This window comes from Phycisphaerales bacterium (assembly GCA_016716475.1).
Classification (GTDB): domain Bacteria; phylum Planctomycetota; class Phycisphaerae; order UBA1845; family Fen-1342; genus JADJWG01.
This window is the reverse complement of record JADJWG010000001.1, coordinates 807330-819792: the sequence shown is the minus strand read 5'-3', so window position 1 is coordinate 819792 and position 12463 is coordinate 807330. Positions and strand designations below refer to the sequence as shown.

Annotated in this window: 9 protein-coding genes and 1 pseudogene; 3 read left to right on the top strand and 7 right to left on the bottom strand. The window is 66.0% G+C overall.

Annotated elements, in window-relative coordinates; all coding sequences use genetic code 11:
* Window positions 1-221: 221 nt before the first annotated feature.
* From IPM18_03440 to IPM18_03430, 3 genes and pseudogenes are all read left to right on the top strand, one after another.
* A pseudogene (locus tag IPM18_03440) lies at window positions 222-2266 on the top strand (acetyl-CoA carboxylase biotin carboxylase subunit).
* Window positions 2241-3164 carry a hydroxymethylglutaryl-CoA lyase gene (locus tag IPM18_03435; protein MBK9118644.1) on the top strand — a complete coding sequence of 308 codons (924 nt, stop codon included), beginning with the start codon at window positions 2241-2243 and terminating at the stop codon, window positions 3162-3164. The pseudogene IPM18_03440 and the gene IPM18_03435 overlap by 26 nt, the downstream one beginning before the upstream one ends.
* 114 nt (window positions 3165-3278) lie before the next feature.
* The gene (locus IPM18_03430; GenBank protein MBK9118643.1) at window positions 3279-4673 is read left to right on the top strand and encodes a class II fumarate hydratase; all 1395 of its coding nucleotides are present in this window, start codon (window positions 3279-3281) and stop codon (window positions 4671-4673) included.
* Window positions 4674-4752: 79 nt separating this feature from the next.
* On the opposite strand, the gene IPM18_03425 is transcribed toward IPM18_03430, so the two are convergent.
* The 7 genes from IPM18_03425 to IPM18_03395 form a co-directional block, all read right to left on the bottom strand.
* Entirely contained in the window at window positions 4753-4947 is a 195-nt protein-coding gene (locus IPM18_03425; protein MBK9118642.1) for a hypothetical protein, read from the bottom strand.
* Window positions 4948-5058: 111 nt separating this feature from the next.
* Window positions 5059-6063 carry a tyrosine recombinase XerD gene (locus IPM18_03420; GenBank protein MBK9118641.1) on the bottom strand — a complete coding sequence of 335 codons (1005 nt, stop codon included), beginning with the start codon at window positions 6061-6063 and terminating at the stop codon, window positions 5059-5061.
* A 144-nt stretch (window positions 6064-6207) separates the two neighbouring features.
* Complete coding sequence (locus IPM18_03415; GenBank protein ID MBK9118640.1) at window positions 6208-7005, bottom strand: enoyl-CoA hydratase/isomerase family protein; 798 nt, start codon at window positions 7003-7005, stop codon at window positions 6208-6210.
* A 29-nt stretch (window positions 7006-7034) separates the two neighbouring features.
* On the bottom strand, window positions 7035-8645 hold the full coding sequence (locus IPM18_03410) for a methylcrotonoyl-CoA carboxylase (GenBank protein MBK9118639.1): 1611 nt from the start codon (window positions 8643-8645) through the stop codon (window positions 7035-7037).
* A gap of 45 nt (window positions 8646-8690) precedes the next feature.
* Complete coding sequence (locus IPM18_03405; protein MBK9118638.1) at window positions 8691-8870, bottom strand: hypothetical protein; 180 nt, start codon at window positions 8868-8870, stop codon at window positions 8691-8693.
* A 39-nt stretch (window positions 8871-8909) separates the two neighbouring features.
* Window positions 8910-11516, bottom strand: a complete 2607-nt coding sequence (locus tag IPM18_03400) for a sodium-translocating pyrophosphatase (GenBank protein MBK9118637.1) — start codon at window positions 11514-11516, stop codon at window positions 8910-8912.
* A 369-nt stretch (window positions 11517-11885) separates the two neighbouring features.
* Window positions 11886-12224: a hypothetical protein gene (locus IPM18_03395; protein MBK9118636.1), complete on the bottom strand. Its 339-nt coding sequence runs from the start codon at window positions 12222-12224 to the stop codon at window positions 11886-11888.
* Window positions 12225-12463: the final 239 nt, after the last annotated feature.

Sequence of the window (12463 nt, the reverse complement as noted above, 5' to 3'; positions counted from 1 at the left end):
CCTCCTGGGCTTCGACCGAGGTCATGGCCATCCTGACCCTTCGGACGCTCGGCACTATACGCGGATTCCCGGGCGGATGCCATGCAACCGGGCATGGCGGTGGCGCCTCGCGGCCGTCGGCAGGCGTGCGACGCGTGCTGCCCGAATCCGTTACAATCGCCCGTGTTCTTCCGTCGCCGGAACGGCCGGCACGGCACCTCTCCTTTCCGCCAGGGCCCGGCATGTTTCGCAAGGTACTCATCGCCAATCGTGGCGAAATCGCGGTCCGCATTGCGCAGACGCTGCAGGAGATGGGCATCCAGGCGCTCGCGGTGCACTCCGATGTCGACCGTGATGCCCTGCACGTGGCGTGCGCGGACGAATGCTGTGCTATCCCCGGGGACAGCCCAGCCGATACCTACCTCAACATCCCGGCACTGATTGCGGCTGCACGGGACCACGGTGCCGACGCCGTCCACCCGGGTTACGGCTTTCTGTCCGAGAACGCCGAGTTTGCCCGTGCCTGCGAGACGGCGGGCCTGGTCTTCATCGGCCCATCGGCCGAGGTGATTGAACGGATGGGGGATAAGGTGGTGGCGCGTGAGACGGTGGCCGCGGCGGGTGTGCCGATTGTGCCGGGTTGGAGTGGGACCGCGGATGCCGGGCCGGAAGTGCTCGCGGGGGCTGCGGCCGAGATCGGCTACCCGGTGCTGCTGAAAGCCGCGGCGGGCGGCGGGGGCAAGGGCATGCGCATCGTGCCGACGCCGGCAGCTTTGGCCGAGGCCGTGGCTGCGGCGCAGCGCGAGGCGGCGAAGGCCTTCGGCGATGCCCGCGTGTTCCTGGAGAAGTACATCGCAAGGCCACGCCACGTCGAAGTGCAGATCTTCGGGGATTCCCGGGGGAATCTGGTGCATCTCTTCGAGCGCGAGTGTTCGATCCAGCGCCGCCATCAGAAGGTCATCGAGGAGTCGCCCTCGCCGGCGCTCGACCCGGCGTTGCGCGCCGCGCTCACCGACGCCGCATTGTGTGCCGGGCGCGCGATCGGATATGTGAATGCCGGCACAGTGGAGTTTATTCTGGACCCGGCCGGTAGCTTCTACTTTCTCGAAGTCAACACGCGCCTGCAGGTAGAGCATCCGGTTACGGAGCTTGTCACGCGGCATGACCTGGTCCGGGCACAGGTACAGGTCGCCGCCGGAGAACCATTGCCGTTCTGCCAGGCGGAGCTGCGTTCGGAGGGGCATGCATTCGAGTGCCGGATTTACGCCGAGGATTCCGCCCGGCAGTTCCTGCCCGCCACGGGTACACTAGCGCATTACCAGGCCCCCGCCGGGGTTCACATTCGGGTCGACAGCGGCGTGCAGGCGGGCAGCACGATTTCTGTTCATTACGACCCGCTGCTCGCGAAGCTGATCGTGTGGGGGCGCGACCGGGCCGAAGCGCTCGCGCGGCTGCGGTGGGCTCTGGCGCGTTACCTCGTGCTGGGCGTGACCACGAACATCGAGTTCCTGCAACAGGTCTGCGCGGAACCGGCGTTCGCAGCGGGTGATCTGCACACGCACTTCCTGGAGGAGCACGACCTGCTCGGACGCGCCGCACCGGCACTGCCCGATGCGGCGCTGCTGATCGCGGCCCTGGCCGCAGAAGGGGAGCGTGGTTTCCTCCGCAATGTGGACAGTCGCTCGGCCGAGGTGATGGAGCTCGGCGCTTCACCCTGGTCAGCCGGGCGCGGCTGGAGGAACACCTAGTGCGTCGTGTACTGTTGGAACTCCCGGATGGGTCGAGACACGAGGTCGAACTCAGCGGCGCGCCGGAGGGCGCGCGCCATGTCTACACCGCGCATCTCCCGGGGGGAGCCCTGACCGCCGAGGTGACCTGGCAGGGACACGGCGCCGGCCGGTTGCGGTTCCGCGATCGGGTGCTGCCGTTCCATGTGCACCGCGATGGCGCGCAGATTGCAGTCTGGCTCGCGGGGCGCACGTATCGACTCTCGCGTGTGGCGCGCACAGCACAGCGGACCGCGGACCGCGCCACCGGGCCGCGAGTCGCGGAGCTGCGCGCGCCGATGCCGGGATCGGTGCTCAAGATTCATTTCGCTGTCGGGGAATCGTTTGCCGCCCATACACCGCTGGTGATCATGGAGTCGATGAAGATGGAATTGCCCTTGTCGCTGCCGCACGGGGGTCGGGTGGAAGCGGTTCTTTGCCGCGAAGGGCAGATGGTGGAGCTGGGCGCGGTCCTGTTGCGCCTGGAGGATGAGGATGACGCCGACGCAAACGCTTCCTGAGGCCGTCCGCATCGTCGAGGTCGGCCCACGCGACGGGCTACAGAACGAGGCGCGCCCTGTGTCCACCACGGACAAGGTGCGTTATATCACGGCGCTCGCCGCCGCCGGGTTGAACGAGATCGAGGTGACGGCCTTTGTCCACCCGCAACGCATACCGCAACTCGCGGATGCGGCCGAAGTCTGCGCGGCCTTGCCGGTGCAGTCCAAAGTCCGCTGGTCAGCGCTGGTGCCGAACGAGCGTGGCCTGGAGCGGGCGATTGCGGCCGGCCTGCCGCGGATTGCCCTCTTCACCGCCGTGTCGGAAACTTTCACCCAGCGCAACATCGGGATGTCGATCGGGGAGTCGCTGAGTGTCTACGGGAAGGTGGCCCGGCAGGCAGCCGCGGCGGGGCTCAGTGTGCGGGGTTACCTGTCATGTTGTTTCGTATGCCCCTACGAGGGCCGCATCGCGCCGGAACGCGTGGCGGAACTCGCCGCGGAGATTCAAGCCCTCGGGGCGGATGAGGTCGTGATCAGCGACACGCTCGGAGCGGCCACGCCGCGGGATGTCTTCAGGGTCCTGTCCCTGGTACTGGCGCAGGTGCCCGTCGAGCGCGTTGCATTGCACTTGCACGACACGTACGGAACGGCCCTGGCGAACGTGTTGGCCGGCCTCCAGGTGGGCATCACGACCTTCGATGCCTCAACCGGCGGGCTGGGCGGCTGCCCGTTCGCACCGGGGGCGGCGGGCAATCTCGCGACTGAGGATCTCGTCTACATGCTCCATGGCATGGGCATCCGGACGGGGATCGATCCGGCCAGTCTGCACACGGCCGCTGAGACCGTGGCCGTGGCCCTTGGTCGCGAGATGACAAGCCGGCAATGGCGCCTGCGCAGCAGTGGGAGCACAACCTTCTGACCCCGGTAGGGGGTGGGGGGGGCACGATGCCCGCGCCACGTTTTACCCGGTACAATGTGCGAACGGCGACCGGCCGCAACGAACAGGAATCCGCCAGCAAGCAGAGGATCAAGCATGTCACAGACGCGCATCGAACGTGACTCGATGGGGGAGATGGAAGTTCCGGCCGATGCCCTGTACGGCGCGTCGACCCAACGCGCCGTGCTGAATTTTCCGATCAGCGGCTACCGCTTCTCGCGCCGGTTCATTCGCGCGCTGGGTCTGATCAAGTTTGCGGCGGCCGAGGCGAACAAGAAGCTTGAGAAGCTCGACGTGAAGGTGGCCAGTGCCATCCAGCAAGCCGCCCGCGAAGTGATTGACGGTCTGCACGACGGCCAGTTCGTCCTGGATGTTTTCCAGACGGGTTCGGGTACGTCGACGAACATGAACGCCAACGAAGTCATCGCCAACCGTGCGGCACAGCTCATGGGGCAGGCGATCGGCTCGAAGCGCGTGCATCCCAATGATCACGTGAACATGGGGCAGTCTTCGAACGACGTGATTCCGGCGGCGATGCACGTCGCCATTGTGGAGTCGTTCAAGGGCGACCTGATGCCCACGCTGCACAACCTGCACAAGGCCCTGAAGGCGAAGGCGGACGAGTTTCACGACATCATCAAGATCGGCCGCACGCACCTCATGGATGCGACGCCGATCCGGCTCGGGCAGGAATTCAGCGGGTTCGCGAGCCAGGTTGCGCACGCGGACCGGCGCATTCAGGCGAAGGTGCGCATCCTGCGCGAGCTGCCGATCGGCGGCACCGCGGTTGGCACCGGCATCAACACGCACCCCGACTTCGCCCGGCTCGTCTGCGAAATCATCAACCACGAGACGCAGGAATCCTTCCGCGAGGCCGATAACCACTTTGAGGCGCAGGCCTGCAAGGACACCGTCGTCGGGGCCTCTTCCGCGCTGCGCACCATTGCGATTACCCTGCTCAAGATCGCGAACGACATCCGCTGGATGGGAAGCGGTCCACGGTGCGGTATCGGCGAGTTGTTCCTGCCCGCGACCCAGCCCGGCAGCTCGATCATGCCCGGCAAGGTCAACCCCGTGATACCCGAGGCCCTCATGCAGGTCTGCGCGCAGGTCATCGGCAACGACACGGCCGTCACCACGGCCAGCGCCACGCTTGGCAACTTCGACCTGCACGTCGGCATGCCGGTGATGATTCACAATGTGCTCGAATCGAGCCGCCTGCTCGGCAGTGCCGTGCAGGTATTCGAGGAGAAGTGCGTGGCCGGGCTCCAGGCCAACCGCGAACGCTGCGAAGCACTCGTCGAGCAATCGCTGGCCATGTGTACGAGTCTGGCCCCGTTGATCGGTTACGACAAGGCCGCCGCGATCGCGAAGGAGGCGTGGGAGACCGGTCGCACGGTGCGTGAAGTCGCCCTGGCGAACAAGGTGCTGCCGGAGGACAAACTCGCCGCTGCACTCGATCCACGCACAATGCTTGAGCCGCACGTCTAGGCAGTGCGCGGCCGGCGCGGGGATCAAGTCAGGAAACGCGCGGGCAGAGGCCGCTCTGCAGCTCTGCCCGCCGCCGCACTCAGCTCGTCGTGGCTTCCTGCGCGACTTCGATTGCAGCGCGCAGGAATGACGCGAGGAAACTGGTCGAGAGCGTGATGAGGCCGTTTTCGGTCGTGGCCCGCAGTGTGGGGTCGCAACCTTGCAAGAAGAGGGCCGTGCCGCTGCCCAACAAGGCGAGCCGGACCAGGCCACGATTCAGATAAGCCAATCGCATAAGATCATCCTCTTCCTTGCCGCAGCGCATCCTACGCGGCCCCCAGCCGTCCGGCCAGATGGCGAACGCTGCGAGCATGTGTACAGCGCGCCGGGCTTCCGGGTCGCGGGCTCAAAGCCCTTTCTTGTACGATTCCGCCCCGCGCGGGTGGCAGCGGGCATGAATTTCCTGCAGCCGCTGTGTCTGAACGTGGGTGTAGATTTCCGTGGTCCCGATGTCGGCATGCCCGAGCAGTTCCTGCACGACCCGCAGGTCGGCCCCGCCTTCGAGCAAGTGAGTCGCGAAGCTGTGCCGCAGCGTGTGGGGGCTCACCTTGCCCGCGATGCCCTGCTTGCGGGCCTCCCGCCGCACGAGCTTCCACACCGCCACCCGTTCGAGCGGACCCCCGGTCCGGGACAGAAAGAGTGGGAGCGCGCTCGTCTCCAGTTTGGACAACGGCATCTTCCAGCGCCCCCGGGACTGTCCGGCACGCACCAGGGCCGGCCGCAGATGCTCCAGGTAGGCCTCGAGTGCGTCGAGGGCTTTCTGCCCGACGGGCGTGATGCGCTCCTTGCGGCCCTTGCCCATGCAGCGGACGTAACCGGTTGCGAGATTCAGATCGCCGGCCCGCAGGTTGCACAGCTCGGTCACCCGCAGCCCGCTCGCGTAGAAAAGCTCGAGGATGGCGCGGTCGCGCAACCCCAGCGGATGGTCTGTTTCCGGTGAGGTGACCAAGTCGACCGTCCGGCCCAGGTTGAGTGTTTCGGGCAACCGTTGCCAGCGTTTCGGCAGTTCGATCAGGGCGGTACGGTCTTCGTCGATCTGGTGCGTGAGGTGCAACCAGCGTAACCACATGCGCAAGGCGACGACGCGCCGTGCGAGCGTGGTCTCCTTGTGTCCGAGGTCGGCTTGCTGGACGAGGTAATCCTGCACCACCTGCGGGGTGATGGTTCGCCAATCGTCGATTGCACGCGTGTGCAGAAACGCCCCGAACCGCAGCAGGTCACTCCGGTACGCTGCGACCGTCTTGGCGGCGGCGCCCAGTTCGACATGCTGGTACACGCGGAATGCGTCGAGGGCCGCGCGGAAGCGCGGTGAGCAGGCGTGTTCGTCGGGAGCGGTGCGGGGACGTGCCATGCCGACGTTCCTTCGTCTGGGCCTGCGCCGGTCGCGGCGGCTCCATCCGCCGCAGTGCATCGAACGCGCACAGTGTACGCGGGCGCCGCCTGCGCCTCCACCCAGAGCCGTCCGGTGGCTCGACCGTCGCCCGGTGCGGCGGTGTTACCGCCCGCCCGGTGGGCGCACCCACGCGGGGTCGCGCTTCTCGAGAAAGGCGCGGAGACCCTCCTGGGCTTCAGGGGTGACGCGCACTTCCGCGATCGTCCGCGTCGTCTGTTCGCACAGTTCGTCCCAGGGGGTGCGCGCCACGCTCATCAACTCGCGTTTGCAAGCGGCGACCGCGGCCGGTCCGCTGCGACGGATCTGGGTTGTGACGCCGGCGATCCAGACATCGAGGTCGGCCGCGGTGTCGAAGCACTCTGCAGCCAGGCCGATGCGGTGCGCCTCCGCGCCATCAAAAAGCTCGGCGGTCAACGCGTAGCGGCGTGCCGCCGTCATCCCGATGCGCTCGAGCACGAAGGGCGAGATCACCGCCGGCAGGATGCCCAAGCGCACTTCCGACAGCGAGAACTTCGCGCCTGCGACCGCGCCTGCGATATCCGCCGCTGCGACCAGCCCGAGGCCGCCGCCAATCGCCGCGCCGTGGACCCGTGCGATCACCGGCTGCGGCAGCAGGCGGAGCGTGTGCAGCAGCTCCGAGAGCACGTGCGCATCCGCGAGATTCTCCTCGAAGGTGTAAGCCACCATGCGCTGCATCCAGCGGATATCGGCGCCCGCACAGAAGGACTTGCCGGCGCCTGTCAGCACGATGGCCCGCACCTTCGGGTCGGCGCCGGCCGTCCGCAGCGCTTGCGTCAACCGGCGCATCAACTCATCATCAAGCGCGTTGTGTACCTCGGGACGGTTCAAGGTGAGGGTTGCCACCTCGTCGGCTACTTGCAGTGTGACAAGCTCGGACATCGGGCCTCCTCCGGCGCGCGCCGTGGCCTTTACATGCGAAAGACGCTGTGGCACCAGGGCGGAAACGGTGCATGCCGGGCCGCGGCAAGGCCCAGCGCCAGGACCATGCGCGTGTCCACCGGGTCGATCACCCCGTCATCCCACAGCCGTGCGGTGCTGTAGTAGCAACTGCTCTCACGGTCGTACTTCTCCAGTGTCGGACGTTTGAACTCGGCCTCCTCCGCTGGCGACAACGCGGGCTGGCCGCGCGCCGCCAACTGATCCTTTTTGACCGTCAGCAGCACGTTCGCCGCCTGGTCGCCGCCCATGACTGAAATCCGTGCGTTGGGCCACATCCAGAGTTGCCGCGGACCGTAGGCCCGCCCGCACATGCCGTAGTTTCCTGCCCCGTAAGACCCGCCGATGATGACTGTGAACTTCGGCACACCGGCGTTGCTGACGGCCGCCACCATCTTCGCACCGTCCTTGGCGATGCCGCCGGTCTCGAAGCGTTTGCCGACCATGAAGCCCGTGATGTTCTGGAGGAACACCAGCGGCACACCGCGCTGACTGCAGAGCTCGATGAAATGCGTCGCCTTGAGCGCGCTCTCCGAGAACAGGGCTCCGTGGTTCGCCACGATTCCGATGGGATAACCCCACAAGTGGGCGAAGCCGGTGACGATGGTCGGCCCGTAAAGCGCCTTGAACTCGTGAAAACGGCTGCCGTCGACCAGCCGCGCGATGATCTCGCGGACATTGAAGGGCTTCCGCGGATCGGCCGGGATCACGCCATACAATTCGCCCGGTTCGTAGCGCGGTTCTTCGACCGGCCGCGTTTCGAGGTGGGTGGGTGGAGGGGCATGCAGGTGCGCGACGATGTCGCGCGCGATGGCGAGGGCGTCTTCGTCACTGGTGGCGTAGTGGTCGGCCACGCCGGACTCGCGGCAATGCACATCGGCCCCGCCGAGTTCCTCGGCCGTGACCTCTTCGCCCGTGGCGGCCTTCACCAGCGGAGGACCGCCGAGGAAAATCGTACCTTGGCCACGCACAATGATGGTTTCATCGCTCATGGCCGGCACGTAGGCACCGCCGGCGGTGCACGACCCGAGGACAACGGCGATCTGCGCGATGCCCTGGGCCGACATGCGCGCCTGGTTGTAGAAGATCCGTCCGAAGTGTTCGCGATCGGGGAAAACCTCGGCCTGCAGCGGCAGGAATGCCCCGCCCGAGTCCACCAGGTAAACGCACGGCAGGTGATTTTCCTGGGCGATCTCCTGGGCACGCAGATGCTTCTTCACGGTAAGTGGGTAGTACGTACCGCCCTTCACCGTGGCATCGTTCGCGATCAGCATGCAGGTACGGCCGGAGATGCGCCCGATTCCCGTCACCAGGCCAGCCGCAGGGACCGGTTCGTCATACACACCGTCCCCGGCGAGCGCGCTGAACTCCAGAAAGGGGCTGTCGGGGTCCAGAAGCCGGTCGAGGCGGTCGCGCACAAAGAGCTTGCCCCGCTCCCGGTGGCGCGTCACGGCCGCGCTGCCGCCGCCTTCCCTGGTCCGCGCGAGCCGTGCCCGGAGGTCCGCCAGCAGCGCCTGGTGATGGGCGACGGCCTCACGGTAGGACGCACTGTGCGTATCGAGGGCCGTGGTCAGCACATCCATATTGTGCTCCGCGGAGAGGGCCGGAACCGCCCGCGCCACGTGGCCTCAGGTACGCTCCGCCGTCAGTCGAGCCAGCAGCTTCTGCAGCGTATCACGATGCGCCTTCAGCTCGTCGCGCATCTCGGCGGAGCCGGTGTGATGGATCTCCGGGTTGATGCCCTTGATCTCATTCTCGATCAGCACGCGCAGTACGCGGATCTCTTCCGGATTCAGTTCGATCTGCACGGTACACACTCCTTGCGGGCGCCTCGCACAGCCACCGGATCAGCTCAGGCCCAGCCAGCCGCCAATCACCGGGGCGTATTTTACGATCAGGCCGGCAAAGACAATGCTCACAATGTTCATCAGCTTGATCAGGATGTTCAACGACGGTCCGGCGGTGTCCTTGAAGGGATCCCCGACCGTGTCGCCGACGACCGCCGCCTTATGGGCTTCGGCCTTCTTGCCGCCGTGGTGGCCGGCTTCAATGTGCTTTTTCGCATTGTCCCAGGCGCCGCCGCTGTTTGCCATGAACACTGCCGTTGCGAAACCCGCGCCCAGTCCGCCGAGGAGCAGGCCCATGACGCCGGAAACGTTGAACACGAGTCCGATCGCGATTGGAATCACAATGGCGAGCAGGGTCGGCAGGATCATCTCCTGCTGGGCCTGTCTCGTGGAGATGGCCACGCAGCGGGCGTAATCGGGGGTCTGTGTTCCCAGCATGATGCCGGGCAGCTCGCGGAACTGCCGCCGCACCTCCTGCACCATGGACGCGGCTGCCCGTCCCACGGCCTTCATGGTCAGGGCGCTGAAGACGAAAACGAGCATCACGCCGAAGAACATCCCCGCCAACACGGTCGGATTCATCAGTGTCACATCGTAGAAATACATGTACTCGCGCAGCGACGCCCGTTGCCCGGCCAGTGGAAGCGGTGTCGCGGATTCGTCCTTGAAGAGTCCACCCTGGGCAAGTCTGCGCGCCTGCGGACCGATCTGATTGAGCGTCAGGTGGGTGCGCTGGAACGCGCTACCGCCGTCCTTGCTAACCGGAACGTCCAGCCAAATTCCCCCGTCGGTCGTGCCTTTGAACGCGCTGATCGTGTAATCAGCCCGCTCCTGGGTGCTCATCTGTTCGGCCGGTTTGTCGCCCCGCAAGTAGATGCCATACTTGTTGGCACCTAGAGCTTGAACGGTGTAATTCTCACCCGCGGCCGGGACCCGATACTCCTGGGCCGCTTCCCGGTGGATCGATACCCGCACCTGTTCCACGTAGCTCCCGAGAAGCGCGAGCGCCGTCAGTGCGGCCGAGCCGATGGCGAAGCCCTTCCCGATCGCGGCGGTCGTGTTGCCCAGTGAATCGAGGGCATCCGTCCGCTGGCGCACCTCCGGAGGCAGGCCCGACATTTCCGCGTTGCCGCCGGCGTTGTCCGCAATCGGTCCGTACGCGTCCGTCGCCAGCGTGATGCCGAGCGTCGACAGCATGCCGACCGCGGCGATGCCGACTCCGTACAGCCCCATCATCAGGCCGCCTTCGGCAAAGCCCCCGGCAAGTCCGTACGCCAGCACGGTGCCGATTGCCACGCTCACCGTCGGAATCCAGACGGACAACATGCCCTCGGCCACACCGCCGATGATGGCCGGCCCCGTGCCGCTGACGGCCTGCTCGGCGATGCCTTGCGTCGGGCGATACTCCGCGGCCGTGTAGTACTCCGTGCCCAGGCCGATCAAGCCACCCACCGCGAGGCCCACCATGACCGAGCCCAGCAGCCCCCAGGGCAACCCCAGGAACCACCACAGACCGACGGCTACCAGTACGACCAGAATGTTCGTGCCCCAGATGGCACGGTGCAGTGTAGGCAGGAGGTCTTTCTCTTTGGCGTTGGGGTTGGTCAGTCGCACGAAGAATACACCCAGGACCGACAGCGCAATGCCTACGGCGGCAAGCAGCATCGGTGCGACCACCAGCCGCATGGCGGCTTCGGCTTCGGCGATATTCATGGTGACCGCGGCCACGCCGGCGGCCGCCACACCCAGGACCGCCGAGGCCAGGATGGAGCCGAGGTAGCTCTCGAAGAGGTCGGCGCCCATGCCGGCGACGTCACCGACGTTGTCTCCGACGTTATCCGCGATGGCGGCGGGATTACGGGCGTCGTCCTCGGGTATGCCAACCTCCACCTTGCCGACGAGATCGGCGCCGACATCCGCGGCCTTGGTGTAGATCCCGCCGCCCACGCGCGCGAAGAGGGCCATGCTTGAAGCCCCGAGCGCGGTTGAAAGCATGATGACGGTGATGGACTCGAGTGTCAGGGGGGCGCCACCGAAGAGCCGGTGGTGTGCGAGGGAGAGATACAGGAACCAGCCGCTGATGCCCAGCAGGGCCAAGCCGACCACCACCAGCCCCATCACGGCGCCGCTACGGAACGCGACGGTCAGGCCGCGATTGAGGGATTCGCGGCAGGCGTGCGCGGTGCGGTTAGACGCGAGTGTGGCCGTATTCATGCCGAAGAAGCCGGCAAGCGCGGAGAGAATGCCGCCGGTCAGGAAGGCGAGCGGCACGAGGGGATGCTGGATCTCGAGGTACGCCATGCCCCAGAGCAAGAGGGCGGTGATGACGAAGAAGATCGCAACCACGCGGTACTGCTGCTTGAGGTAGGCGAAGGCCCCATCCCGCACGTACCCAGCGATCTCGCGCATCCGGTCCGTGCCGGTCTCCGCTGCAACCATCTGGCGGTAGAACAAAAAGGCCGCCACGAGGCCAATCAGACTGCAGAGTGGGACGAGGTACCAGACCAGGGGAATTGTGACCGAAACATCAGCGCCAAGTGCGGCCGTGGGGGTAAGTAATCCCAGGGCCAGAGCCGCCGCGCGCGGGCGGTTCGAGAGTGCTAGCATGTTGGTTCGCGTCCTCCGTACCGCTGAGCCGTTGAAACTTCCTGGGGGCGCCTTCGGCAGATGCGCGCCGCTTGAACCCGAATCGGTTGGGTGAATTCGGCAAGCTACCGGCATTTTGCATGGGCGACAAGGCGTCGAAACCGGATGCGCCTGCGCTGAACGAGCGATGATAGCGCGTCAGACTTAGGGCGTCAGTCGGGGGTGGATTGCGCACGTAAGGTGGGTCATTACTTGGTGAAACGGTTCATAATGCGCGTTTGGGGCTGGACACCCTACACTGCGCCCTCGTGCCTATGAGAGTGCCGGGTGGCGGGGATCGTGTGATTCCCGCCACCCGGCACAGCGCGGCCGGCATTGGTTTGTCTGCGATTACGTTACGACGTGCCGCTCGCGGAAGTTCCGGTAGGCCTCGCACTTCTCGGGATCGCTGCAGCAGACCGTGCGAATGTGCTCATAGAACACTTCGGAGCTCTGGCCGATGTCGCGCCGCAGGTGACACTTCAAGGCAATCCGTGGACGAGTCGTGCCGCCGCCGGTGATGAGGGATCGAATGTATACCTGGTTTTTCCCGGCGACACATTTCATCTCACGGTGAAGTTCTTCCTGCAGACGCGACAGGTTGCCCGTCAGTTCGATGGGCGTCAGCGGGGGGCCCGCCAACTCCTGCGCTCGGCTACTGCTGCTTTTTCTCATAGGGCCGAGTCTCATCAGTCTCCTCGTTTCATGCCGGCGTAACCCAGCCGGCCTGTTCCTCACCCGTACACGGTGCCCGTTGCACCGAATGAGTCCTTCCACAAGCTTTCCGAGGCCGGCTCCCGGGCGGTGGCGCTGGGCACGGAGGAGAGTGGAAAATGCGCCGCCCGCCCGGGCCGGCAAGCTCTCGCGGCGCGGAGGGTGATCAGCGCCGGCGCGTACCGTCTCGGTTCAAGTTGATCTAGTTCGTAGTT

Excerpts from the sequence above, each read along its gene's own strand:
- IPM18_03435 (MBK9118644.1), top strand. The coding sequence starts at position 2,241 with ATGACGCCGACGCAAACGCTTCCTGAGGCCGTCCGCATCGTCGAGGTC.
- IPM18_03430 (MBK9118643.1), top strand. The coding sequence starts at position 3,279 with ATGTCACAGACGCGCATCGAACGTGACTCGATGGGGGAGATGGAAGTT.
- IPM18_03425 (MBK9118642.1), bottom strand. The coding sequence starts at position 4,947 with ATGCGATTGGCTTATCTGAATCGTGGCCTGGTCCGGCTCGCCTTGTTG.
- IPM18_03420 (MBK9118641.1), bottom strand. The coding sequence starts at position 6,063 with ATGGCACGTCCCCGCACCGCTCCCGACGAACACGCCTGCTCACCGCGC.
- IPM18_03415 (MBK9118640.1), bottom strand. The coding sequence starts at position 7,005 with ATGTCCGAGCTTGTCACACTGCAAGTAGCCGACGAGGTGGCAACCCTC.
- IPM18_03410 (MBK9118639.1), bottom strand. The coding sequence starts at position 8,645 with ATGGATGTGCTGACCACGGCCCTCGATACGCACAGTGCGTCCTACCGT.
- IPM18_03400 (MBK9118637.1), bottom strand. The coding sequence starts at position 11,516 with ATGCTAGCACTCTCGAACCGCCCGCGCGCGGCGGCTCTGGCCCTGGGA.
- IPM18_03395 (MBK9118636.1), bottom strand. The coding sequence starts at position 12,224 with ATGAGACTCGGCCCTATGAGAAAAAGCAGCAGTAGCCGAGCGCAGGAG.